Here is a 22,194-nt window from a genome sequence, read left to right as displayed (position 1 = left end):
GCCTCTGGAAACACAGCGTATATACTCAGCCGTCTTGTGCGAACGTCTCAACTGCACGCAATATATCACGTCGGCTGATCTGTCCGATCACCTTGTCTCCGTTTACAACGGGCAAACGACGACGACCATTATTAATAAACTCTTCCGCAACCATGATGATATCAGCATCGTAGTTAACGGTGTGTACCTCTTCCACCATGTAATCACCAACAACACCACCCATCTCTTCTTCATGATAGGTCAGTGTGAGGATTGCACGCAGACAGTCAGCTTCAGATAACAGACCAACCAACTTGCCATGACGATCAATCACCGGAGCCCCGGTAATACCGTATTCGATAAGCTGATTTATGGCATCAAACAGGTCTGTTTCAGGTGTGAAAGTCACAAGCTTTTCACACATGTAATCCTGAGCTTTTACAGATCGCAGCATTGTTTTTCCTCCTTGGTGGGCTGTCCCCAGAGACAACATCATGGGTGTTGAACCCAGCCCTTATCCTTATCTTTATACCAATCCCCGCCGACTCGCAACGCGAAAAGCCATACTTTAGTTAAATACGACCGTTTTATTGCCCTGAACCAAGATACGATCCTGCAGATGCCAGCGTAAACCACGGGCCAGCACGGTCTTCTCCACATCACGTCCCAAGCGCACCATATCTTCCGGCTGGTCCTGATGGCTGATACGGATCACGTCCTGGTCAATGATCGGACCGGCATCCAAATCTTCAGTCACATAGTGACAGGTTGCACCAATCAGTTTAACACCACGCTCATGCGCCTGATGATAAGGCTTAGCACCCGCGAACGACGGCAGGAAACTGTGATGGATGTTGATGATGCGATGCTGATACTGCTCACATACATCAGACGGCAGAATCTGCATATAACGCGCGAGGACGACCGAGTCCGCTTCGTGTTCGTGAATCAACTCACTCACACGGGAGAAATGCTCCGCCTTGTTCGCTTTATCCACAGGCACATGGAAATACGGAATATTGTGCCACTCCACCATGCTGCGCAGGTCATCGTGATTAGAGATGACACAAGGGATCTCACAGTCCAGCTCCCCTTCATGGTATCGATAAAGCAGATCAGCCAGGCAGTGGGACTCCCGGCTCGCCATGAGGATCACTTTCTTCGGACGCTCGGAATCATGAATTTCCCAACGCATATTAAATGACTGGGCAATTGGCGCGAACGCGTTTTTCAGTTCTTCCAGAGAAAAGGATAGAGACTTCGCTCTGATCTCAACCCGCATGAAAAACCATCCGGTGCTGGGATCTGAATGCTGGTTAGCATCTGAAATCGAACCACCATGACTGGAAATAAAGTTACTGACCATCGCGACGATACCTACCCGGTCCGGGCAGGCCAATACCAGTCTGAATCTGCGTTCCATCTGTCCTTCGTCTCCACACCACTACGCTGAAATTGCGGCTATTCTATCAGCCTGTTGCACGCAGCACTATTCAGCGGGCTGCAGTTTTCAGCAAGGATGAAATAACGGCATCAGGATTCGTTGAATAACTGATCACTTTTTGCTGCACAAACAAAATCATTACGATGCAACCCGTGGATCTTATGGGTATACCAGGTCAGGCGCGCATACCCCCAACCGAAGGTAATTTCCGGGTGGTGATTAAAGGACTCGGCCATGTCCGCCACTTTGTTACAAAAGCCCTGTGCATCAACAAAATTGCCGAATTTGTACTCACGTTTGAGTTGAGGAACCTCCTTTAACGTCACAATGGCCCAATCCGGGATTTGTAACAGTAATTCACGGCTCTCCTTTTCACCTACCTGTGGCGCCCCAACACGGCACGCGCTGCACGATTCATCTATTAATTCACTCACAGCCCATCCTCCTAGGATTCACTTATGAAAGCATAGCCGTCTGATCGAAATTCGCCTGAGCTTGATCAATAAGCTGATTACAGTATCAGATACAGTCACTTATACTGACCTGATCGGGAGGTACTTATATGATTTTCATACCAGAAAGGATGACACCCCTCAAAGCCCGCCGCCTCGGTCTGGACACACAACAGGAGCTTACTATTTACCTGCGTGCAGACAGTGCAGTCTGTAAATCAGAAGGCTTTTCAGCGCTTTCCCGTGTTTTAGTGCGCACTGAGCACTCTCACGTGATCGCCACATTGAATATCATCACCGGCGAGCTGCTGCACGGCGGAGAAATAGGCTTATCGGAATCCGCCTGGAAGAAACTGGAGCTGGAGGAAGGGGATAGCATTTGGGCCTCCCACCCGCCACCGATCGGCTCAATCTCTCACATTCGTGCCAAGGTCTATGGCCATACGCTGAAACAGGAACAGTATCGGGAGATCATCGACGATATCGTTAGCGGGCGTTACGCCGATATTCATCTGGCGGCATTCATCACTGCCTGCGGCAACGACAACATGAACAATCGTGAGATCACCGATCTGACCGAAGCGATGGTGAATTCCGGCAGTACAATCAGCTGGGGGCTACCCATTGTGCTGGATAAACACTGTGTTGGCGGCCTACCCGGTAACCGTACTACACCGATTGTTGTGTCTATACTTGCCGCCAGCGGACTGACCGTTCCGAAAACCTCATCCCGCGCAATCACATCACCCGCCGGTACAGCGGATACGATGGAAACCCTGACCAATGTTTCCCTATCACTGGATGAGATGAAACAAGTGGTGTGTGAAAACGGTGGCTGTTTAGCCTGGGGCGGTTCCGTTCGTCTTTCCCCCGCCGATGACCTGCTGATCAAAGTGGAACGTGTACTGGATATTGATAGTGAAGGTCAGCTGATCGCCTCAGTGCTATCAAAAAAAATCGCAGCCGGTGCCACCCATGTACTTATTGATATGCCCGTTGGCCCGACCGCAAAAGTACGCAGTCAAAAGTCGGCGGATAAATTAGCTGATAGCTTCCGAAAAGTGGCCAACGCACTGGGCCTGACCATCGACATTATGTTCAGTGATGGCCGCCAGCCGGTCGGCGTGGGTATCGGTCCCGCGTTGGAGGCACGCGATATTCTTGCCGTACTACAGAATACCGCCGACGCCCCAAGCGACCTGAAAGCCCGCGCGATAGAACTGGCCGGAGCCATGCTGGAGATGGCGACCGACATGCCTAAAGGGGAAGGTCGTAAACGTTCACGTGAACTGATAGAAACAGGCAAGGCCTGGAACAAGTTCAAGAAAATCTGTGAAGCCCAGGGCGGCCTTCGCGAACCCCCTATCGCACCCTATCGCTTTGAACTGATCGCGCATCAGCAGGGCTGGGTCCAGAGCGTAGATAACCGCAGACTCTCACAAGTCGCCAAACTGGCAGGAGCCCCTGCCGATCTGGCCGCCGGGGTTGAGATACACGTCAAACTGGGTGACCAGGTGCGCCCAAATCAGCCGTTGCTTACGATCCATGCGGAAAGCGTGGGCGAACTGAATTACGCCGTCGAATATCTGGAAGCCCATGAAGAGACGGTTCAGGTCAGTACAGACAAGGAGGCCTGCGATGCAGCCACTGCTCTTTAATCTCGACTCAGATGCCGCACTGGCAACCAGGCTTGGTAACACGCTGCAGGCAGAGACAGGACAGCTCGATCAACGTCGCTTTCCCGATGGTGAAAGCTATCTGCGCGTGCTGAATGCGTGCGAAGGGCGAGATGTCGTTATTTTCTGCAACCTCAACCGCCCCGATGAAAAGACCCTACGCCTGTTATTTCTAATCGATACCCTGCGTGAACTCGGTGCCCAACAGATTGGTTTGATCACACCTTACCTGGCTTACATGCGTCAGGATAAACGTTTCCAACCGGGCGAGTGTGTCAGCTCCCGCCCCTATGCCCGCCTGCTCTCGGATGCTCTGGATTGGCTGATCACAGTGGACCCTCATTTGCATCGTTACAACAGTTTGGATGAGATCTACAGTATCCCTACGCACGTTGTTCCGGCAGCACCGCTCATTGCCGAATGGATTAAGCTCAATGTCAGCCAGCCTTTGCTCATCGGACCAGACAGCGAAAGTGAGCAATGGGTTTCACAGGTTGCTCAGTTGGCCAATGCTCCATTTCAGGTGCTACAAAAAGTTCGCCACGGCGATTACGACGTCGAAGTAACCCTGCCCGAGGTCGAGAATTGGCATTCACATACGCCGGTATTGGTGGATGATATTATTTCCAGTGGCCGGACCATGCAGGAAACCGTTACCCACCTTAGAAACGCCGGACTACAACAACCTTATTGCATCGGAGTGCACGGGCTTTTTTCACGCAATGCCTATGAACAACTTTCGGACGTGGCAAAAGTCATCACCACCAGCTGCATTCCGCACCCTAGTAATAAAATTGAAATTGCCGAAGCGCTAGCCCATGCAGTCAAAGAACAACTCCTGAGATGAATCCCCCCCGAAATGACCAACGTACACACTGATCTGCCAAACGGTACACTGGACTACGATAGCCACTTTTTACAGGCAACCGAGGCAGATCAGCTTTTGAAAGCTCTCAGTGAAGAGATTCACTGGCAACAGGATCGTATCCAACTGTTTGGGAAGAAACATCCAATCCCCCGTCTGCAGTGCTTCCAGGGCGAACCGGGTATCACATACCGGTACTCCAATCTGTGTCTGGATGCAGCAGCATGGCATCCGGCGATACAATGCCTTCGGGAACAACTTGAAGCACTTGGATACGGCTCATTTAATGCCGTATTGATGAACCTCTACCGTGATGGTCTGGACAGTATGGGGTGGCACAGCGACGATGAAGCGGAGCTTGGAGAAAACCCGGTCATCGCATCGATCAGCCTTGGGGAAGCAAGACGCTTTCTATTGCGCCGTAAAGACAACCACGCGACCAAGCAGGAACTGGTACTCGAACACGGCTCTCTGCTATTGATGAGCGGCGAGTTACAGCATTTCTGGCAACACAGTGTTCCACGGACTCAAAAGCCCCGCCAGCCGCGAATAAATCTGACCTTCAGACAAGTGCGCTGAAAGAAGGATAAAACCTACACATGAGATGACTATTCAGCAGATAATTAACTTGCTAAGGTTTCTGCCATCTCCGAATTACTAAGCAGAGCCCAACGTATGAACGCCGTTATCGATCTACTCAAGTCACACCGCTCCATCCGCCAGTTCACCGACCAGCCGGTGGAACAAACGACCGTTGAAACACTGGTCGAAGCGGGTCAGGCAGCGGCTACATCCAGCTTTATTCAGGCCTGTACCGTTATTCAGGTCAGCAATCCAAACACCCGCGAGAAACTGGCAGCCTGTGCCGGTGGTCAGCCATACGTTGCTGCAGCACCTGTGTTTTTGGTGTTCTGTGCCGACATGAAACGCCACCAGCTCACCTGTGATATGCATGATGCGCAGATGCAGTCGGGCTTCACTGAACAGTTCATCACCGCATCTTTGGACACCGCTCTGTTCTCGCAAAATCTGGTCGTTGCGGCTGAATCACTCGGCTTAGGTACCGTGTATATTGGTGGACTGCGTAATAAGATCGCCGAAGTAGCTGATCTGTTGCAGTTGCCGGATATGGTGTATCCGGTGTTTGGTCTCTGTCTGGGTTATCCGGCACAAGATCCTGAGGTTAAACCACGCTTACCCGTGAACGTCGTGCTAAAACAAGACGTATACGATGACGAAGCCGATCGCGGCCTGATCACCGACTACGATGCCCATGTACGCGATTACTATAAGACCCGTACCGGCGGCACTAAAGATATGAGCTGGAGTGAACAGATCTCCGGCATGCTGGTGAAAGAGTCTCGCCCTCACATGCTGCCGTTCCTGCAAGAACGCGGTTTCTTATTAAAGTAAGCTTTCACCTATTTAACGCCCACAAAAAAGCCCGAGCATTGCTCAGGCTTTTTTATTTCTGCGCTTAGCGTTTACAGCTGAGCAGCCCAGCCGCTCACCCATTCGCTTGCAGCTTCTTCCTGATCTTCAGTTTCACAGGCATCGATCACCAGTGGCTCGCCAACACGCTGCACCTGCAGCTCCTGCATCAGCTCGTCCATCTGCTTGCCTGCATTGGCAAAGTTCTGGTAACCGCTATCGCCCAGAGAGATAACACCGTAGCGTTTTTCCGGCATCAGCGGCGTGTTGTCTTTCAGCTTCGCGTACAGCGGCATCAGATTGTTAGGAATTTCGCCCAGACCGATGGTTGCAGTGCACACCAACAAAACGTCTGTTTCCTCTGCAACCACTTCGTCCAGCTCCGGATCTTCCAGAACGACGGTGTTGTGACCAAGACCGTTTAGCTGATCAGCACAATCATCCGCTACCTGCTTCGCATTACCGTAGGTAGAGCCTACCAGCACCTTGATATTCGCCATCGAGTAAAACCTTACAATCTGCTTAAAAAATGAGCGCCAATTCTAATGAAATTCCCTCACGAAAAAAACCTCTGTTTAATGGGGGCTTTCGCAGCTACGTAACTTATGCCGCGCTAGGTTCGAAGCAAACTCCCCGCACCTCAACTATCCTTTTTTCATGATTCCCGGAACGGAGGTCGATATGGCCAATTTACATGTCTCTCGTCTGCTGGAAGAGCTCGAAACAAAAGCCCATCACAAATCACGCGTATCGGAGGTTTCCTTTCCAATCAGTGATGACGATTTAATCCGATTGCAGGCACTGGCTGATGTCTTTGATATGGAGCAGAGTGAGTTGATCACCGCTCTACTGCATACAGTTTTACAGGAAGTTGAAGCCTCAATGCCCTATCGCCAGGGCAGCAAAGTGATCCGGGTAGAGGATGGTGATCCGGTCTATGAAGATGTTGGGCCAACACCACGTTATCTGGCAGCTAAACGTAAGCTGGAAAAGCTGCACCCTGCGTTTAATAACACGACACAACAATCAACTAAGTTAAAGTCGGCAACCAAATAAAACTGGAAGACCCTATGAACAGACTGATTGCGAACAGCATAACACTTGTTCTAAGTGGCTTAATCTCTGCCGCCGCACTGGCCGACGGCCACAGTGCTGCCAAAGCCTATATCGTGTCACCTAGCAACGGGGAAACCGTCTCTACAACGTTTACCGTGATATTTGGCCTCAAAGGAATGGGCGTATCACCCGCAGGGATAGAGAAAGAAAACACCGGACATCACCATCTATTGATCGATATGGAATCACTGCCGCCACTCGATCAACCCTTGGGGGCCGAGGTAAAACACTTTGGCGGAGGCCAAACCGAAACCACCCTCACCCTGTCGCCCGGAAAACATACCCTGCAACTGATTTTGGGGGATCACCTGCATAAACCACATAACCCACCGGTGGTATCGGACCCGATAACCATAGAGGTGAAGTAACCAGCCATAAAAGTATGCGCTGAGCTGGAACGCGCTGAGCAATCAGCGCACCAGTTCATGATCCCGATAGTGAGGATCAATCCAGCATTTCGGCAGATCTTCACCTGACGGAAATGACAGCTCTTGTTTCGCGTACTGTTCCGCTTCCTGCAACTCCTCACCGTAATGGCAACGTCCTATCAGCCGTGATTGATAAGGATCAAACAGATCCGTTAGCTCTACCACTTCAATCAAATGGCCATATTTACGCTCTTTCAGAAACATGATTCACCCCGCGTGTTGCAGTATTACCTACAAGTTTAGGAGCTAACGTCAAAAAGCAGGCATAAAAAAACGCGGACAGAGCCGCGTTTTTTTATTGTCCTGGACAAGAAGGCTTAACCGGCAGGCATGTCCGGCTGATTCCGGCCGTAGAATATTTCACGCATCTCCTTGAACAGACGATCTGTGATCTCTTTGACCTCTTTTCCGGTCAGATCTTCCTTGGTCGCGCCAAACAGGTACTGATCCAGATCGTAATCGTTCAGCATCATTTTCGTGTGGAAGATATTCTCCTGATAAACGTTCACGTCCACCATGCTGTACAGATCACAAATATCATCACTAATGAAGTTCTGGATGGAGTTGATATCGTGATCGATGTAATGTTTCACACCGTCGACGTCACGGGTAAAACCACGCACGCGATAATCGATGGTGACGATATCGGATTCCAGTTTATGGATCAGGTAATTCAGGGCTTTCAGCGGAGAAATAATCCCGCACGTGGAGACTTCAATATCCGCACGGAAGGTACAGATACCATTATCCGGATGTGCTTCCGGGTAGGTATGCACACAGATATGGCTTTTATCCAGGTGTGCTACCACGGAATCAGGCAGCGGACCCGGCTTCTCAGTCTGGTCAACATTCTCCGCATCTTTAATCGGCTCTTCAGCGACCAAAATGGTGACACTGGCCCCTTGCGGCTCGTAATCCTGACGCGCTACGTTCAGCACGTTAGCGCCAATAATGTCACATACCTCTGTCAGAATTTCTGTCAGACGGTCAGCGTTGTACTGCTCATCGATATACTCGATGTACTCTGCTTTTTGCTCCGCAGTTTTTGCGTAGCAAACATCATAAATACAGAAGCTCAGGCTTTTAGTCAGGTTATTAAAGCCCTGCAGTTTAATTTTACCGTTTGATGCCAACTCGGGTGCTCTCCAGTACTAAAATCAATGCGTTAGAAACCTGTGAACCTGCTCAGCTATAGACTTTGGAGCGAGTTCAAAAGGCTCTTTAATCACGGCATAAAAACACTATTTTTGATGGGCGAATTGTAGAGCAGAACGCTGCAAACACAAAGAAAATTTTAGCCGCTCAAAGATTAGAAAGTTAGCGCTTTTTAGCCGCAACTTATTAACTTTTCAGTGCAATATGAAACACTTTCATCCAGAGATTCAGATCAACCCTACTTTTCCTCTCACCGTCACCGGAACGCCTCGCAACACCTACACCCAAACGCATACAAAGCTGAACGTTCAGTTTGCTGCTGAAGTGGTAAATCACTTTCCACTAATACCGTTGCAGCTCACGTCACGTACAAGTATCGCGGTATCTGTATTCGCCGCAAAGCCCCGACTGATAAGCGCTTGCGCATACCCCTCACCGCTACCTGAATTTCTGGCATCAAGCTTGCTATCAATATTTCATCTATAAAAGCATTTAACCTTCACCCGCGTTAAGTGCTGAACGAATACCAAAATAAAAAGGTAGACCGATATGAAGCTAAAAGTAGCCACCGCTGCCTCCCTGCTGGCACTCTCCTCCACCCCCGCGTTTGCCCATACCGCATCTGTTGCTGAACACAGCAGCCTGCTAAGCGGTTTGGTTCACCCGCTGGTTGGTGTCGATCACCTGTTGGCGATGCTGGCGGTTGGGTTCTGGGCAGCCATGCAGAAAAACAAGCTACGTCTCCAGATCCCAATGGTATTCATGCTGGTACTGATAGCGGGCTTTATGCTGGGACAGACTGCATTTAACCTGCCCATTGTTGAAGCGGGCATTGCCACCTCGGTACTCATGCTCGGCCTGCTGATTGCCACAGCGGCACGTCTGCCTACAGCTGTTGCGCTGGGCCTGAGCGGTGGATTCGCACTGTTCCACGGCTACGCCCATGGCGCTGAAGCGGCGACTTCCTCAATGACCTTGTTCGCAGCAGGCTTCCTCGGCTCTAGCCTGATGCTTCACCTTTGCGGTGGTATGGCAGCAAACACCGTAAAAACCCAACTGCCAGCACTGGCCAAATTGGCTGGTCTGGCAATCGCTGCTGCAGGCGCCACATTGCTGGCAGCCTGATCACTCTGACCCTGCTCAGGTCCCCAAGGTTAAGCCTCTGACGCAGGGTGCATTTCTGACGCTTTGTCACCCACTCCTTGGTCGGGCCCCTTAGCCCGACTTTTTTTATCCCTCCGCTTAAGCCCTCCGCCCTAAAACACCCACACACATCTCTGCATGAGCGATTAGTACCTCTGCTACAGATTCTTCACTCCAGCCTCAAAAGCTAACGGTCGATCAGGTATGTCAGACGTCAGATCGGAGCTGGTTTAACGTTTGAGGTGAGTAGAAACCAATAGAAGTGCCGCCCCCGGCTCCTGCAGCTACGCAGAGCCGACTGCCAGAAGGTTTGCCTCCGGGGGCAGCGGACCTTGAACCGGACAGAAAAGTCCGATAGAAAAATAGGGATACGAGCGAAGAACCACCTGTATCAGCAGATACGCGGTAGTTGTTCGCCCACCAGCATATCGAGAATGCGTTCGCCACCGAAGCCAGTCTGTACCAGCACACGCCCGGCATAACCCTCCAGCACCTCACCGATAATGGCCGAACCTTGTCCAGCGGGATGCGCTTTCATCACTTCGAGCACCGCGTCCGTTTTTTCAGCTGGAACAACGACCACCAGTTTGCCTTCGTTGGCGAAGTAAAGCGCATCCAAGCCGAGAATTTCACAGACACCACGGACTTCGTCGCGTACCGGAATTTTGTTTTCGAACAGACGGATCGACACTTCGGACGATTCTGCAAATTCATTCAGCACGGTTGCTACCCCGCCACGGGAGGCGTCACGCACCGCATGCAGTTCCGGACACACTTCCAGCATCGCCTGCATCAAACCATGCAAGGGCTGGCAGTCGGTGGCTAACTCCACGTCAAGCGCCAGATCACCACGGGCGTTCAGGATGGCCGCACCGTGATCACCGACAAAACCGTTGACGATCACTTTATCGCCCGGCTTGCAGTTTTCTGCCGAGATATTGACGCCTTCAGCGATCACGCCAATACCCGTCGTATTGATAAAGATCTTGTCACCCTTACCCTTGGGCACCACCTTTGTATCACCGGTTACGATGGTGACGCCAGCTTCATCAGCCGCCTGACGCATAGAGGCTACGATACGACGCAACAAACTAACTTCCAGACCTTCCTCAAGAATCATGCCGCAGGAGAGGTACTTAGGAATAGCACCCGATACTGCCAGATCATTCACAGTGCCATTCACCGCGAGCGTGCCGATATCACCGCCACAGAACTCCACAGGATCGACCACATAACTGTCAGTCGTAAACGCCAGTTTCTGACCTTGAGCCTGCAATTCAGCCAGCTCAAAGCGCGCCTGATCTTCCAGTTTATTGAGATTCTCGTTGTCAAACGTGCCCACAAACACATCTTCAATCAGATCACGCATCGCTTTACCACCCGCACCGTGGGCCATGGTGATAGTGGAAGCTTTCAATGTACGTCGTTGCGGTTTTGTCATTACATCTACTCTTCAGGAATCAGGCGATATTACGGGCGTCAATTTTGCCGTAGCTGTAGTACGCGGAGCAGGCCCCTTCGGTGGACACCATCAGCGCGCCCATCGGGGTTTCCGGAGTACATTGCTTGCCAAAGACTTTGCACTGCCAGGGTTTAATCACCCCTTTCAGCACTTCACCGCACTGGCAGGATTTAGGATCGGCAATTTTCAGGTTCGGCAATGCGAAGGCGCGCTCGGCATCGTACTGCGCATACGCATCGCGGATACGTACGCCGGAGTGGTCAATCGAACCTAAACCTCGCCATTCAAAGAACTCGCGCAGTTCGAATACGTCAGACACCGCCTTCAACGCTTGCATGTTGCCGCCATCAGGTACGATGCGTTTGTACTGGTTTTCAATCCTGGCTTCGCCAGCTTTTAATTGTTCCAGCACCATCAGCAGAGACTGCAATACATCCAACGGTTCAAAACCGGAGATGATCAGCGGACGCTGGTATTGGGCTGAGATAAATTCATAGGGTGCCTGACCAATTACCATGCTCACGTGACCCGGTCCCAAGAAACCATCGATATACATATCCGGCGAATCCAGAATCGCCTTGATAGTCGGGATGATGGTGATGTGATTACAGAACAGATAGAAGTTGTTGATCCCCTCCTTCTCTGCCTGTTTCAGCGTCAACGCGGTACTGGGCATGGTGGTTTCAAACCCCAGCCCGAAGAACACCACTTTCTTATCCGGGTGTTTGCGGGCCAACAGCAGCGCATCCATCGGTGAATACACCATCCGGATATCACAGCCTTCCGCTTTTGCTTGTTGCAGACTTTTCTTCGAACCCGGCACCCGCATCGCATCACCAAAGGTGGTGAAGATCACATCGGGATGTTCAGCAATCGCCACGCAATCATCCACGCGACCCATCGGCAATACACAGACCGGACAACCCGGACCGTGCACCAGCTCGATTTTATCGGGCAGCAGCTCTTCGAGACCGTAACGGAAGATAGAGTGGGTATGACCACCGCACACCTCCATAATCTGTAACGGCCGATCCTGTGCCTGCGGGATCTCATCAACCAATGTATGGATACGTTCGAGAATCACTTTCGCCATATCCGGATCACGGAATTCGTCTACAAATTTCATCTGTCTTTGCTCACAGAGATGTTGTTATTCAGGGCCTCACACCCCGTAGGTTGGTCTTTGCAAAGCAAAGCCCACACTTTCAATACTATTTGTTGGGCATCACTACGTGATGGCCAACCTACGTTCATGCTCTGGGGATCACCGGCCGTGCTCACCGATAAAGCCGCGTTCGTCCGCCAGCAGGGTATGCACCAGATCCCACAGGATGTGGTAACTCACCAGATGGCACTCCTGAATGCGATGCACACTGTCGGTTTCGACAATCAGACAATGATCCACCGCTTTATGAGTTGCCAGCTCACCACCGTCGCCCCCCGAAAACGCCACCACTGTCAGCCCCAGCTGCTTCGCTTTTTCACAGGCAGCGGTGATGTTGGCGGAGTTCCCACTGGTGGAAAACACCACTAACACATCTTCGGGTTTTGCCAAGGCCAATAATTGGCGGGGCAACACATGCTGAAATCCGATGTCATTGGAGATCGCCGTTAACATGGCATTGTCCTGACTCAGGTTGATCGCAGGCAACGCAGGACGCCCCGCCGTCACCGGATGCATAAACTCGAGCGCCAGGTGAGCTGAGTCACAAGATGAGCCACCGTTACCGGCGGTGATCAAACGCCCTCCCTGACGGTAGGACTCGGCGATTGCCGCGGCAATATCAGCCAGTACTGTGTTGTACTTGGCAAAAAAGGCTTGCTTGGCGGCGATACTTTCTTCGGTTTTCAGACGGATGGAATCCAGCAACTCAGCCGATTTATCGCGGGTATCCGGCTTATCGCCCTGCTCACTGCCCATAAAGGGATACAGCGCACCGAGCATATTATTCGCATCGTTCTTATCAGACATGTCAAAGCCCTCGCTCAGTCGACCTCGGTATTCTGCATCGCATCCAGCTCTTCTTGCAGCTCACCCAGTTCGGCCAGAATTTCCAGCGTTTTCCGCGCTTCCTCTTCGTCGATCAGGCTCATGGCAAACCCCACATGCACCAGCGTCCAGCGACCCATTAATGCATCGAGATTGCCGTCTTCCGGCAACACACAGCCCAGATTAACTTCTCGCTTTACACCGGAGACATTAACCATCGCAACACCTTCATCGGCGTCTTTGATCTCAACGATCTGTCCGGGAATTCCTAAACACATAGTGACTTCTATCTCCGGTTACTGTTTCTGCTCGGGGGCGATGGCTGATCCGCTCTGCTCCAGGGCATAGCGTTCCAGTTTTGAACGCAACCCCACGCGGGATAAACCCAGCTCTTTGGAGGCACGGCTTTTGTTCCAGCGGTGGCGAATCAGGGTCTCTCGCAGGATACGTTTTTCGAGTGTCTCAACCCGCTCTTTCAGCGTACCTTCAAGACCTGCGAGTATTTCGGTTTCTTCTGCTTCTTCAATCGGTGCTGCGCGCAAGACACGCGGACTGAGCAGATCGGCAGTCAGCCATTCATCTTCGGCCAGCACCAGCATACGGCGCACTTCGTTCTGCAACTCACGTACATTGCCCGGCCAGCAGTAGCGACTCATACAATCCAGCGCTTCATCGCTGAAACCCTTCACCGGCTTATCGAAATCCTGCATCGCATTGTCGAGGAAACCTTTGGCAAGTACCGGAATATCCACCGTACGGCGGTCCAAGGAGGGCAATTCCAGTGTCACTTCAGCCAGCCGGAAGTAAAGATCCTGACGAAAACGTCCGGCACGCACCTCCTCTTCAAGGTCACGATTGGTAGAGGCCACAATCCGCACATTCACCTTACGCCGTTGATGTTCACCAATGCGCCGGACTTCACGTTCCTGCAAAACACGCAGCAGTTTCACCTGAAAAGCGGGACTGATCTCGCCAATTTCATCGAGGAAAATGGTGCCACCGTTAGCCTGTTCGAACAGCCCTTCGTGATCGTTAATCGCACCGGTAAAGGAGCCTTTTTTGTGACCAAACAGCTCAGACGCCAACAACTCATCCGGCATCGCACCGCAGTTTTCCACCACAAACGGTTTATCCACCCGCAGACTGTTGTAGTGCAGCGCACGCGCGAACAGCTCTTTACCTGCACCCGAAGGTCCGGTGACCAGCACCGACACATCGTAAGGCGCGATTTTACCCGCCTGATTACAGATAGCGTTTAACGGGCTATCGGGATGACGACGGATCTCATCCAGCTGAAACGCCTGCTGTAAGCGTTGTTTCTTCTGTGAGATGTTCTGCTCGGCCTGACCTTCAGTCAGGCGCATCTCCATCGCCAGCAGCTCATTTTCGTTCTGCAGTTCACACAAGCGGCAGGCTCCACGCATGATCAACAGCAGATTATCCGGGTGCCAGGGTTTGGTGATGTATTGCAGAATACCGGCTTCATTCAGCCCTTTGATAATGTCTTCCGAATCGGTGTAGCCGGACAGAATCAGTCGGGCAATTTGCGGCCAGCGTTCGCGCACCTCGGTGAGGAAGGCTACGCCGGTTTTATCCGGCATTCGCTGATCACAGAGGATCGCCTGCACCTCATTGTGCTCCAGCAGCGCCATCGCTTCGTCGGCACTGCTGGCCGTGAGCACGTCGAACTCTTCATCCAGCGTACGCTCAAGCGTTTCCAACGAACGTATCTCGTCATCAACGCAAAGCACGGTGGGGCGGTTCTCGAAATCCATCATAGCAATGCGTGGAACTGGTCGATTTCAGACTGGAGTGTATCGATACGGCTCTGGATCATATGTTTACGGCGGCTCTCCAGCCACTCGATCCAGCCGTCCATTCCCTCACCAGAACGGGCTGAAAGCTGTAGCACCTGAATATCAGGATTCACCTGACGGGCATAGTCGATACAACGCTCCACATCAAAATCCAGATACGGCAGCAGATCGGTTTTATTGAGAATCATCAGATCCGCGGCATGGAACATGTCCGGGTATTTCAGGGGTTTGTCTTCACCTTCGGTCACCGACAGGATCGCGACTTTATGCGCCTCCCCCAGATCAAATGCGGCCGGACAGACCAAATTTCCAACGTTCTCGATGAACAGCAGACCACCTTTCATATCCTCAAAGCGTTCCATGGCATGTCCCACCATATGCGCATCGAGATGACAGCCCTTGCCGGTATTCACCTGAATCGCCTGTACACCCGTTTCACGGATGCGGTTGGCATCGTTGGCCGTTTGCTGATCCCCTTCGATCACCGCTACTGTGCGGTTTTCTTTAATACGCTCCAGGGTTTCCGTCAGCAACGTGGTTTTACCCGAGCCGGGGCTGGACACCAGATTCAGTACAAACAGACTCTGTTGCTCAAAGCGGGCGCGATTGATCGCAGCATAACGATCATTCTTGCCCAGAATGTCCTGCTCGATCTGCACCATACGGCTTTGACTCATACCAGCCACATGCGCATGCGCAGGCCCCTGCCCAAAATGAATGTTGTCACCGTCACTCACGACCACACTACTGTCGGGCTGATGACCGTGATCGTGGTGATGTTCATGACTATGATGCGCGTGGCCGTGGTCGTGATGATGGTGCTCATGGCTGTGACTATGATCGTGGTGGTGCCCACCTTCGATCTGAACTTCACCCTCGGAACATCCGCAAACGGTACACATAACTACTCGACCTCCAGCTCTTTTATCCGCATTTCATCCCCCTGAGTGACCTGCAGCTGATGACTGCCGCACTCCGGACAGGCGTCATACCGTTTCTGCACAGGCACTGTTTTCAGGCACTGCAGACAGAAGGCTTCGCCCACTATATTTATAATATTTAGTTTAGCCCCCTCGGCGAGGCTGCCGCGTGTGACTGCATCGAAGCAGAAGCTCAGCGCTTCGGTTTCGATCATCGCCAGCGGGCCGATCTCCAGCCACACGGTTTTTACCCGCTGGTAATTCTGTGCTTTCGCCTGTTCTTCCAGAACCTGAATAATCCCTTCAGCAATCGACATCTCATGCATGATCAGTTTCCGACCTCGATCTCCCAGGCGACACAGGGGTCCACCAGAAGAATCAGTTTTTCCACCAGACTGTGCAACCGTTCCCGGTTAACCTGCACACCCTCCAACATCTGGACCAGCGTCCCACGCGGATGAAAATTCCATTCGGTCGGGGCGACGATGTTGTAATCCTCTACCTTGCAGTTTGACACGGAATTCCCATCCAGCACTATGCGATGAATCAGCACGCCCCGCGCAGCATCAACCATCCCCATACCTGCCCCCCTCTCCGGACCTGAATCCCCTGCTGGCAAAGCGGCATGCGGCTCCATTGATCGCATCCGGGCAGGCAACGCTTGCAGTTCAGATACCATAGCCAAAAAACGAAGTGTCAGTTCATTCAAGCCTGCAGCCCGCCCTTGCACCACTAAACCGGACTCCCGGTTGCGCACCCAGACACCGGTTTCAAAACAGATACCATCCGCGTCTGGCATTGCACTGAACTCAACGGCATCAGCAGACGCTAAACACCCTTTGATCCACTCCAGGTCGGCACGCTGCTGAACCTCTAACGGCAAAACACCTAAGGCGAGTTCAATATCACCGAACGTTTCCTGCAGGTCACATAGCTGTTCCCCGATCGGCGTGTGCGAAGCATCGCCAAACAATAACCGGCTCAACTCGGTTTCCATACCCACCAGCGGCAGTAGAATCGCTTTCAGTTCTGAGCTGATCCGCTGCACCTCAATAAGATTAGATACACGCGGATTGAGATCCAGCGCCCATCGCAGTTCTTGAGACACACCCGTAAACCACTGCATCAGGGCCACAACCTGAGCCGTATCGGCCAGCCAGTATTGCGATAGACGTAATCCCAACTCGCGGGCTGTTTCAGCCTGTACCAATAGCTGCCGCGCATGCGTCACTTCCGGTTTGATCTCAATCCCTAATGCACTTTCGGCGGCCTGCAGTGATGCTACTGTCTGCGCCACCGCGCACATGGAGTAGATCATCGGCACCATCGACAGTGCCTGCGTTAAGGGTTTGGCCTGCAACACACGGGTGATCTCCCGAGGCCGGCTGCTATGCAACTGTACCTGCTGAATCAGACCTTCGCGCCATTGCACATCAACACGGATCTTACCGGCAAGATTGGCGATCCCGTTCATGATGATCTCCCCCCAACCTTAGGTCTGGCGTCCGATGTCGACCTCCGTGCAAAGCCCGCCGTCAAAAAGCCACGGCGGCTGAGTTTTTCAGGTGTTGGTTTTTCTTTAGCGGATTCAGATACTGCCACAGGTTCAGTGGTTACCGGATCGACATTCTGAGCCGACCGCTCCTGCTCCCGCTGTTCGCGTTGCGCTCTTTGGCGATCTGTCGGCGCTTCATTATCACCGTCAAATAGCGCTTTCATCACCTCTTGCGCGGTTTCAACGGCAACGTCCTGTGCCTCAAACTCGGACATTGGCGAAAACAACGAACAACTGCAGTAACCACCTACCGCTTCAGCCCAACCGAAGATAAACTCATACTGCCCCGATGGCAGCGCAATCATCTGCTTTGCGCCAACGTGCTGTTCATCCCAGTCAAACCAGACATCCGCCTCCGCAGGTAACAGCATCAAATTCATGCACCACGGCGTGATCAGTACGCCCAGCTCTCTCCCGGCAAACTCCTTAAAACCGACCGTTTCAACGACCAGATGAGAGTTATACACGGGCAGATCTGCCATCCGCTCGGAGACAAGATCAAAGTGCGCCTGAAGTGCAGTAACCTGATTCAAGTGTTAGTCCTCAAGCACCATAAACTGATCTTTATCACCGTCACATTCAGGACAGCGCCAATGATCCGGCAACGCGCTAAAGGGTGTACCGGATGCGATCTGCCATACAGGATCTCCGGCGGCCGGATCATATTGATGCCAGCAAATTTTACATTCCAGTTTGGCCTGATCTTCAATACGACTGCTGTCGCCCAGATAACTGCCTTCAAAGCCCTGATAATTCATCGTCAGTCCTCACTCAAACCAGTACTTCGCGGATCTCTTTCAGACGTTCAGCCGAATCATCCAGATCCTCTTTTGCCGCACAGGCCACAGCCGGAATATCGGTGACCTCCAGCGTATCCAGAATCAGCTGATCGGTGCTGTTGAAGTACTGCACGCGCCACAAACCATTCACTTCCGTCGAGGTTATCCGGCAGTTGCCATAACCTCGGGACAGCATCGTTACCGCTCCGGTTCCGGTCGTTTCAGATAGATAAATATGATCCTCCGGAGAGAATGGCAGCAACGACAAGTTGATCACATGCGGCGTTTCAGGCTGACGGCCATCAAAGGCCTGTGACGCTTCCGCAATTTCCACCAGCACCGACGGTGCATTCAACACACCTGCGGGCATCTGCTCCGGATCAACATCCAGAGACCGTTGAATTCTGAATGAGGATTCACGTATACAGGCCGGTATATCAGCCACTTCCAGTGTTTCCGAGATTACATCCCCCTGCGCATTGAGGGTACGTAAGCGCCAGACACCCGCCATAACCGTTTCCTGCACTTTGACCGCTTGTGCGCCTTCAATCGCAACACTTACCTCACCTTCACCCAGAATCTGGTTCAGCATATCCAGATCGGCCTCCGGCATCGCGTCCAGCAGCATCGACTGCGTCTGCTGTCCCGGCTGATACTGATCCAGCAAGCCTTGCAGCTTTTCCATCGCAGCGACTGCATGTGGGCAGGTCTGCACCGCTTCAGCTTCCGGAAGTATAGGAATATCGTAGGAATTCATCTCCGATGGCATTTTCATGTAGTCGAGCACCATGTCGCCTTCGTCCTGACTGCCCGGACCCATCGGAATATTCAGCAATTCAATACCGTTGTTCTGCATGCTTTTTACCTCACTGACCGCAGCTGCTAGCCACTGGATTAACCACAACCGGAATACCAATACCCGGGTCTCGACGCGGCTCAAGTGCCAAAATGCTGCCGATCTCAGCCATATACACATCCCAGTTCTGCACCTTGGTGATAGTGCCCAGATAACGTCCCTCTTTCAAAAACACCAGTGCGGGCCAGACGGTAAAGTTGTATCGGCCCTGCAACGCTTTTTCGGCGTCAGTTGAAATCACAGCTGGCGTCAGTTGTGGAAAGTTTTTAACCAGTTCCGGCAGGATAACTGCCACGTCATTACTTTCCGGAAAACGTTTAGGTTCTTCGGTAAAGAACAACACGGAGAACGGCGCTGATTTGATAAAGTCGTCGAAACTGTTCTGGTCTAGGCGGGGATAACCCAGCTCGTCGACCAGTCGATTGATCAAAGGCGATGGCATAGTTGGTTCCTATTCTGGCTACTTCTTTGGCTACTTCAGATTATTCTTGTATGTTCGCTGTCAGTTTTTCTGCAGGTGCGCCGGCAACTGAGGTTCACGGTCCACCAGATCGGCAAACAAGCTGTCCAGATCGGTCTCACTTCCTTGCATCACAGCGTGTACCGCACTCAGTGCATCACGCATCTGCATCGCGCGTGGCTCATCTAAGATCTCGCGGGCCGCGCCCAAAAAAACCAACACCCAGCATCCTTCCGCTTGCTCTCCGACCAGCGACATATCCACCCATTCGGACTCGCTACCGTTACGGCACTCAGCACGATGCTCATCACTGCGCACAACCTGCATCGGGATACCGAGGCACATCTCAGCGCTCTCCAGATTCAGCGGTCTCGTCATTTAGGAATCTCAAATCCCCTTTACGGAACGCATCCATTTCAGAGGGACGACCCGCTTCATACTCATTCAACCCCAACTCACCCGGCGCCAGCGCTTCGGCAGGCTGATCATGGTTTTCAGGTGTGATACCAAACTGCTGCAGATAATCGAGGGCAATCTCCAGCGAGGGATCAATCTGTGCACGTACCGGCTCACGCAAGCTGCCACCAAAGTCTTCCAGCTCAACGGGCTGACAACCCACCAGCAACAGATGCTCTGGGTAGTTTCCGGTGAACTCGGCCATTGCCAGCACTTCCTGAAAGCCTGTCTGATGCAGACTCATCTGTTTGGCGCCCATAAACTTGGGCACCTCATCATCGTAGATTTTCTTCAGGGTACCTGGCTCAAGGCCGTAGTCGATGGCATCAAACACCACCAGCACATCGGCCGCCTGCACATGCTGCACCAGATAGATCCCCTGGGTACCGCCATCCATCAGTTTGACGTTGTCGCCAAAGCGGTAACGTTCGTTCAGCGTTTCCACACAACGCACACCAAAACCTTCATCAGCCCAAAGGATGTTGCCAATACCAAGAATGAGGATGTTTTTATCGTTCATCTGTGCGTCTTCTGTGCCGTGTTATTGTTATGACTTTTGTTATAACAACAGACGTTACAAGGAGCGTGCCAACACGTTCAGAAAACAGATATTCAGGAATAACGGGGTGTTACGGGGAGGGTTACAGCTAAAGACAAGCACAAACCGGAAAGTTAATTTCCACATTACAAAAAAAACGAAACGTTAATCTCCACCCCATCTATTCCCGCGCACCACACGGAAATAGATAGGACAGAAATCAGACTAAAACGCGTTATTCTGACTGTCGTACAACCGGCGTCCCGGTACCATCGGCGTGCCACTGATAGATGCCGAACTCAAACCCCTGCAGGTCACCGTGCTCATCCCAGCGTATCGGTCCCAGCACCGTCTCAAACGTGAAGTTATGCAGCGCCTCGGCAACATCAACGGGCGCATCAGACTGCGTACGCTGCATGGCATCGGCTAACACTTCTACCGCCGCAAAGCTTGTCCAGATAAACGGGCCGCTCGGTTCAACGCCCTTCTGTTTCAGCAATTCAACAACGGGCTGGTTTTTCTCCTGTAGGTCGTAGCGTACCGGCAAAGTCACCAGCAAACCTTCGACAGCCTGACCGGCGAGAAAAGCGATATCTTTGTTGCCCAAGCCTTCCGGTCCCATAAACGTGGGTGAAAAACCTGCGGCTTTCGCCTGTCTCATCATCAAGCCCAGCTCAGGGTGGTAACCGCCGTAGTAGACAAAATCCACCTGTTTACGTTTGAGCTTGGTGATCAGCGAACTGAAATCCTTAGCGCCACTGTTGATACCATCAGTGCTGACAACCTCGATACCTTCCGCCTGCAGCAGATCACGTACGATCAGTGCTACGCCTTTACCGTATTGTTGTTTGTCGTGAATCACAGCCACCCGCTGGGGTTTAACCACCTGAGCAATATAGTCAGCCGCGGTAGCCCCCTGCTCAGAATCCAGACCAATCGTGCGGAACAGCTTGGAATAGCCACGCTGGGTAATACCCGGATTAGTTGAACCGGTAATCACCAGCACATCTTCATCCTGATAAACATCAGTCGCGGGCTGGGTCGAACCGGAGCAGAGATGTCCGACCACAAATTTTACATTGTCGTTGATGATCCGGTTAGCCACCGTGACCGCCTGCTTCGGTTCGCAGACATCATCGTATTCAACCGCTTCCAGCGGACGTCCGTTGACACCTCCACGGTTGTTGATCATTTCAATGGCCGTATGGGCACCGTTCAATTGCATGTCACCGTACTGGGCCAGTGAACCGCTAAAAGGACCAACGATACCAATTTTGATCGATTCGGCCGCCTGTGCGCTAAAACTGAGCACAGTGGACAGGGCCAGACAGGCCAGTGAGGAATGGGTGAGTTTCATAGGGTTCTCCAGATACTCTGAGCATTAGGTTGTGGGGTACACAAACCGTTTAAAAACAAGGCTTTTGGCCTGACGCTATTGTACTGAGAGATGCGATCAAAGTCCGAATATAATGACGGCTAAAGACCTGATCTGAAGCAAAAAAAAAGAATATATCCACATCAGGGATCACCCAGCCCCCGCCGCTCTTATACTTTGACGGTTTTTGTCGAAAACCCACCGCCAATGATGAAGGTTCGTTCAATCAGCCACAGAGTATTTGATCCATGTCGGGGGTAGAATTCGAGAGTTCAGGTAAGCTACCCCCTTTTTAAC

At 52.1% G+C, this 22,194-nt stretch carries 28 protein-coding genes; 7 read left to right on the top strand and 21 right to left on the bottom strand.

What is annotated here, in order from left to right:
• Nucleotides 1-25: 25 nt before the first annotated feature.
• From IOQ59_RS08995 to IOQ59_RS08985, 3 genes are all read right to left on the bottom strand, one after another.
• Nucleotides 26-433: a CBS domain-containing protein gene (locus IOQ59_RS08995; protein ID WP_193952945.1), complete on the bottom strand. Its 408-nt coding sequence runs from the start codon at nucleotides 431-433 to the stop codon at nucleotides 26-28.
• A gap of 114 nt (nucleotides 434-547) precedes the next feature.
• Complete coding sequence (gene purU / locus IOQ59_RS08990) at nucleotides 548-1,402, bottom strand: formyltetrahydrofolate deformylase (protein WP_193952944.1); 855 nt, start codon at nucleotides 1,400-1,402, stop codon at nucleotides 548-550.
• Between the two features lie 110 nt (nucleotides 1,403-1,512).
• Nucleotides 1,513-1,857 (bottom strand): 4a-hydroxytetrahydrobiopterin dehydratase, encoded by a 345-nt coding sequence (locus IOQ59_RS08985; RefSeq protein ID WP_193952943.1) that lies wholly within the window; start codon nucleotides 1,855-1,857, stop codon nucleotides 1,513-1,515.
• 128 nt (nucleotides 1,858-1,985) lie between these two features.
• On the opposite strand from IOQ59_RS08985, the gene IOQ59_RS08980 reads away from it, so the two are divergent.
• The 4 genes from IOQ59_RS08980 to nfsA all read left to right on the top strand — a co-directional run bounded on the left by IOQ59_RS08980 (nucleotide 1,986) and on the right by nfsA (nucleotide 5,829).
• Nucleotides 1,986-3,533 carry a thymidine phosphorylase family protein gene (locus tag IOQ59_RS08980; RefSeq protein ID WP_193952942.1) on the top strand — a complete coding sequence of 516 codons (1,548 nt, stop codon included), beginning with the start codon at nucleotides 1,986-1,988 and terminating at the stop codon, nucleotides 3,531-3,533.
• The gene (locus tag IOQ59_RS08975) at nucleotides 3,514-4,398 is read left to right on the top strand and encodes a ribose-phosphate pyrophosphokinase (RefSeq protein ID WP_193952941.1); all 885 of its coding nucleotides are present in this window, start codon (nucleotides 3,514-3,516) and stop codon (nucleotides 4,396-4,398) included. The genes IOQ59_RS08980 and IOQ59_RS08975 overlap by 20 nt, the downstream gene beginning before the upstream one ends.
• 12 nt (nucleotides 4,399-4,410) lie before the next feature.
• A complete protein-coding gene (locus tag IOQ59_RS08970; protein WP_193952940.1) occupies nucleotides 4,411-4,995 on the top strand; it encodes an alpha-ketoglutarate-dependent dioxygenase AlkB family protein in 585 nt (194 codons plus the stop codon).
• A 96-nt stretch (nucleotides 4,996-5,091) separates the two neighbouring features.
• Nucleotides 5,092-5,829 (top strand): oxygen-insensitive NADPH nitroreductase, encoded by a 738-nt coding sequence (nfsA, locus tag IOQ59_RS08965; RefSeq protein WP_193952939.1) that lies wholly within the window; start codon nucleotides 5,092-5,094, stop codon nucleotides 5,827-5,829.
• Between the two features lie 71 nt (nucleotides 5,830-5,900).
• On the opposite strand, the gene IOQ59_RS08960 is transcribed toward nfsA, so the two are convergent.
• The gene (locus IOQ59_RS08960) at nucleotides 5,901-6,347 is read right to left on the bottom strand and encodes a flavodoxin (protein WP_193952938.1); all 447 of its coding nucleotides are present in this window, start codon (nucleotides 6,345-6,347) and stop codon (nucleotides 5,901-5,903) included.
• A gap of 181 nt (nucleotides 6,348-6,528) precedes the next feature.
• Between IOQ59_RS08960 and IOQ59_RS08955 the strand changes: the two genes are divergently transcribed.
• Together IOQ59_RS08955 and IOQ59_RS08950 are read left to right on the top strand one after the other, a co-directional pair.
• Entirely contained in the window at nucleotides 6,529-6,903 is a 375-nt protein-coding gene (locus tag IOQ59_RS08955; protein ID WP_193952937.1) for a hypothetical protein, read from the top strand.
• A 14-nt stretch (nucleotides 6,904-6,917) separates the two neighbouring features.
• Nucleotides 6,918-7,331 carry a DUF4399 domain-containing protein gene (locus tag IOQ59_RS08950; protein ID WP_193952936.1) on the top strand — a complete coding sequence of 138 codons (414 nt, stop codon included), beginning with the start codon at nucleotides 6,918-6,920 and terminating at the stop codon, nucleotides 7,329-7,331.
• Between the two features lie 42 nt (nucleotides 7,332-7,373).
• On the opposite strand, the gene IOQ59_RS08945 is transcribed toward IOQ59_RS08950, so the two are convergent.
• Together IOQ59_RS08945 and speD are read right to left on the bottom strand one after the other, a co-directional pair.
• On the bottom strand, nucleotides 7,374-7,595 hold the full coding sequence (locus tag IOQ59_RS08945; RefSeq protein ID WP_193952935.1) for an acetyltransferase: 222 nt from the start codon (nucleotides 7,593-7,595) through the stop codon (nucleotides 7,374-7,376).
• Between the two features lie 113 nt (nucleotides 7,596-7,708).
• On the bottom strand, nucleotides 7,709-8,524 hold the full coding sequence (gene speD, locus IOQ59_RS08940; RefSeq protein ID WP_193952934.1) for an adenosylmethionine decarboxylase: 816 nt from the start codon (nucleotides 8,522-8,524) through the stop codon (nucleotides 7,709-7,711).
• 571 nt (nucleotides 8,525-9,095) lie between these two features.
• Here speD and IOQ59_RS08935 point away from each other — a divergent pair.
• The gene (locus IOQ59_RS08935) at nucleotides 9,096-9,671 is read left to right on the top strand and encodes a HupE/UreJ family protein (protein ID WP_193952933.1); all 576 of its coding nucleotides are present in this window, start codon (nucleotides 9,096-9,098) and stop codon (nucleotides 9,669-9,671) included.
• Nucleotides 9,672-10,080: 409 nt separating this feature from the next.
• Here the strand turns inward: IOQ59_RS08935 and hypE are convergent, their stop codons facing one another.
• From hypE to IOQ59_RS08860, 15 genes are all read right to left on the bottom strand, one after another.
• Entirely contained in the window at nucleotides 10,081-11,130 is a 1,050-nt protein-coding gene (gene hypE, locus IOQ59_RS08930; RefSeq protein WP_193952932.1) for a hydrogenase expression/formation protein HypE, read from the bottom strand.
• 19 nt (nucleotides 11,131-11,149) lie between these two features.
• Entirely contained in the window at nucleotides 11,150-12,277 is a 1,128-nt protein-coding gene (gene hypD, locus IOQ59_RS08925; RefSeq protein ID WP_193952931.1) for a hydrogenase formation protein HypD, read from the bottom strand.
• Nucleotides 12,278-12,415: 138 nt separating this feature from the next.
• Nucleotides 12,416-13,123, bottom strand: coding sequence for a D-sedoheptulose-7-phosphate isomerase (locus IOQ59_RS08920; protein WP_193952930.1), 708 nt, complete (start codon nucleotides 13,121-13,123; stop codon nucleotides 12,416-12,418).
• 14 nt (nucleotides 13,124-13,137) lie between these two features.
• Nucleotides 13,138-13,419: a HypC/HybG/HupF family hydrogenase formation chaperone gene (locus IOQ59_RS08915; protein WP_193952929.1), complete on the bottom strand. Its 282-nt coding sequence runs from the start codon at nucleotides 13,417-13,419 to the stop codon at nucleotides 13,138-13,140.
• Between the two features lie 18 nt (nucleotides 13,420-13,437).
• Nucleotides 13,438-14,919: a sigma-54-dependent transcriptional regulator gene (locus IOQ59_RS08910; RefSeq protein ID WP_228050795.1), complete on the bottom strand. Its 1,482-nt coding sequence runs from the start codon at nucleotides 14,917-14,919 to the stop codon at nucleotides 13,438-13,440.
• Complete coding sequence (hypB, locus tag IOQ59_RS08905) at nucleotides 14,916-15,860, bottom strand: hydrogenase nickel incorporation protein HypB (RefSeq protein WP_193952927.1); 945 nt, start codon at nucleotides 15,858-15,860, stop codon at nucleotides 14,916-14,918. Before hypB ends, IOQ59_RS08910 begins: the two co-directional genes overlap by 4 nt.
• A 2-nt stretch (nucleotides 15,861-15,862) precedes the next feature.
• Nucleotides 15,863-16,204 (bottom strand): hydrogenase maturation nickel metallochaperone HypA, encoded by a 342-nt coding sequence (gene hypA, locus IOQ59_RS08900; protein WP_193952926.1) that lies wholly within the window; start codon nucleotides 16,202-16,204, stop codon nucleotides 15,863-15,865.
• A 2-nt stretch (nucleotides 16,205-16,206) separates the two neighbouring features.
• Complete coding sequence (locus tag IOQ59_RS08895) at nucleotides 16,207-17,352, bottom strand: nickel-dependent hydrogenase large subunit (RefSeq protein ID WP_193952925.1); 1,146 nt, start codon at nucleotides 17,350-17,352, stop codon at nucleotides 16,207-16,209.
• Nucleotides 17,349-17,966 (bottom strand): [NiFe]-hydrogenase assembly chaperone HybE, encoded by a 618-nt coding sequence (hybE, locus tag IOQ59_RS08890; RefSeq protein WP_193952924.1) that lies wholly within the window; start codon nucleotides 17,964-17,966, stop codon nucleotides 17,349-17,351. Before hybE ends, IOQ59_RS08895 begins: the two co-directional genes overlap by 4 nt.
• 3 nt (nucleotides 17,967-17,969) lie before the next feature.
• A complete protein-coding gene (locus tag IOQ59_RS08885) occupies nucleotides 17,970-18,191 on the bottom strand; it encodes a rubredoxin (protein WP_193952923.1) in 222 nt (73 codons plus the stop codon).
• A gap of 13 nt (nucleotides 18,192-18,204) precedes the next feature.
• Complete coding sequence (locus IOQ59_RS08880; RefSeq protein ID WP_193952922.1) at nucleotides 18,205-19,068, bottom strand: hydrogenase expression/formation protein; 864 nt, start codon at nucleotides 19,066-19,068, stop codon at nucleotides 18,205-18,207.
• A 10-nt stretch (nucleotides 19,069-19,078) separates the two neighbouring features.
• Entirely contained in the window at nucleotides 19,079-19,510 is a 432-nt protein-coding gene (locus IOQ59_RS08875; RefSeq protein ID WP_193952921.1) for a thioredoxin domain-containing protein, read from the bottom strand.
• Between the two features lie 60 nt (nucleotides 19,511-19,570).
• Nucleotides 19,571-19,906 carry a HypC/HybG/HupF family hydrogenase formation chaperone gene (gene hypC / locus IOQ59_RS08870; protein ID WP_228050794.1) on the bottom strand — a complete coding sequence of 112 codons (336 nt, stop codon included), beginning with the start codon at nucleotides 19,904-19,906 and terminating at the stop codon, nucleotides 19,571-19,573.
• Nucleotides 19,875-20,504, bottom strand: coding sequence for a HyaD/HybD family hydrogenase maturation endopeptidase (locus tag IOQ59_RS08865; RefSeq protein ID WP_193952920.1), 630 nt, complete (start codon nucleotides 20,502-20,504; stop codon nucleotides 19,875-19,877). The genes hypC and IOQ59_RS08865 overlap by 32 nt, the downstream gene beginning before the upstream one ends.
• 253 nt (nucleotides 20,505-20,757) lie before the next feature.
• Complete coding sequence (locus IOQ59_RS08860) at nucleotides 20,758-21,879, bottom strand: high-affinity branched-chain amino acid ABC transporter substrate-binding protein (RefSeq protein WP_193952919.1); 1,122 nt, start codon at nucleotides 21,877-21,879, stop codon at nucleotides 20,758-20,760.
• Between the last annotated feature and the right edge of the window lie 315 nt (nucleotides 21,880-22,194).

This window comes from Pontibacterium sinense (assembly GCF_015209595.1).
GTDB classification, from domain to species: Bacteria; Pseudomonadota; Gammaproteobacteria; order Pseudomonadales; family Balneatricaceae; genus Pontibacterium; species Pontibacterium sinense.
The sequence above is the reverse complement of the archived record's forward strand: the minus strand, read 5'-3'. Positions and strand labels throughout refer to the sequence as shown.

Bases quoted from the DNA above. Each gene is read 5' to 3' on its own strand.
- IOQ59_RS08995 (WP_193952945.1), bottom strand. From the start codon at position 433: ATGCTGCGATCTGTAAAAGCTCAGGATTACATGTGTGAAAAGCTTGTG.
- purU (WP_193952944.1), bottom strand. From the start codon at position 1,402: ATGGAACGCAGATTCAGACTGGTATTGGCCTGCCCGGACCGGGTAGGT.
- IOQ59_RS08980 (WP_193952942.1), top strand. From the start codon at position 1,986: ATGATTTTCATACCAGAAAGGATGACACCCCTCAAAGCCCGCCGCCTC.
- IOQ59_RS08975 (WP_193952941.1), top strand. From the start codon at position 3,514: ATGCAGCCACTGCTCTTTAATCTCGACTCAGATGCCGCACTGGCAACC.
- IOQ59_RS08970 (WP_193952940.1), top strand. From the start codon at position 4,411: ATGACCAACGTACACACTGATCTGCCAAACGGTACACTGGACTACGAT.
- nfsA (WP_193952939.1), top strand. From the start codon at position 5,092: ATGAACGCCGTTATCGATCTACTCAAGTCACACCGCTCCATCCGCCAG.
- IOQ59_RS08960 (WP_193952938.1), bottom strand. From the start codon at position 6,347: ATGGCGAATATCAAGGTGCTGGTAGGCTCTACCTACGGTAATGCGAAG.
- IOQ59_RS08955 (WP_193952937.1), top strand. From the start codon at position 6,529: ATGGCCAATTTACATGTCTCTCGTCTGCTGGAAGAGCTCGAAACAAAA.
- IOQ59_RS08950 (WP_193952936.1), top strand. From the start codon at position 6,918: ATGAACAGACTGATTGCGAACAGCATAACACTTGTTCTAAGTGGCTTA.
- IOQ59_RS08945 (WP_193952935.1), bottom strand. From the start codon at position 7,595: ATGTTTCTGAAAGAGCGTAAATATGGCCATTTGATTGAAGTGGTAGAG.
- IOQ59_RS08935 (WP_193952933.1), top strand. From the start codon at position 9,096: ATGAAGCTAAAAGTAGCCACCGCTGCCTCCCTGCTGGCACTCTCCTCC.
- hypE (WP_193952932.1), bottom strand. From the start codon at position 11,130: ATGACAAAACCGCAACGACGTACATTGAAAGCTTCCACTATCACCATG.
- hypD (WP_193952931.1), bottom strand. From the start codon at position 12,277: ATGAAATTTGTAGACGAATTCCGTGATCCGGATATGGCGAAAGTGATT.
- IOQ59_RS08920 (WP_193952930.1), bottom strand. From the start codon at position 13,123: ATGTCTGATAAGAACGATGCGAATAATATGCTCGGTGCGCTGTATCCC.
- IOQ59_RS08915 (WP_193952929.1), bottom strand. From the start codon at position 13,419: ATGTGTTTAGGAATTCCCGGACAGATCGTTGAGATCAAAGACGCCGAT.
- IOQ59_RS08910 (WP_228050795.1), bottom strand. From the start codon at position 14,919: ATGATGGATTTCGAGAACCGCCCCACCGTGCTTTGCGTTGATGACGAG.
- hypB (WP_193952927.1), bottom strand. From the start codon at position 15,860: ATGTGTACCGTTTGCGGATGTTCCGAGGGTGAAGTTCAGATCGAAGGT.
- hypA (WP_193952926.1), bottom strand. From the start codon at position 16,204: ATGCATGAGATGTCGATTGCTGAAGGGATTATTCAGGTTCTGGAAGAA.
- IOQ59_RS08895 (WP_193952925.1), bottom strand. From the start codon at position 17,352: ATGAACGGGATCGCCAATCTTGCCGGTAAGATCCGTGTTGATGTGCAA.
- IOQ59_RS08885 (WP_193952923.1), bottom strand. From the start codon at position 18,191: ATGAATTATCAGGGCTTTGAAGGCAGTTATCTGGGCGACAGCAGTCGT.
- IOQ59_RS08880 (WP_193952922.1), bottom strand. From the start codon at position 19,068: ATGCAGAACAACGGTATTGAATTGCTGAATATTCCGATGGGTCCGGGC.
- IOQ59_RS08875 (WP_193952921.1), bottom strand. From the start codon at position 19,510: ATGCCATCGCCTTTGATCAATCGACTGGTCGACGAGCTGGGTTATCCC.
- hypC (WP_228050794.1), bottom strand. From the start codon at position 19,906: ATGACGAGACCGCTGAATCTGGAGAGCGCTGAGATGTGCCTCGGTATC.
- IOQ59_RS08865 (WP_193952920.1), bottom strand. From the start codon at position 20,504: ATGAACGATAAAAACATCCTCATTCTTGGTATTGGCAACATCCTTTGG.
- IOQ59_RS08860 (WP_193952919.1), bottom strand. From the start codon at position 21,879: ATGAAACTCACCCATTCCTCACTGGCCTGTCTGGCCCTGTCCACTGTG.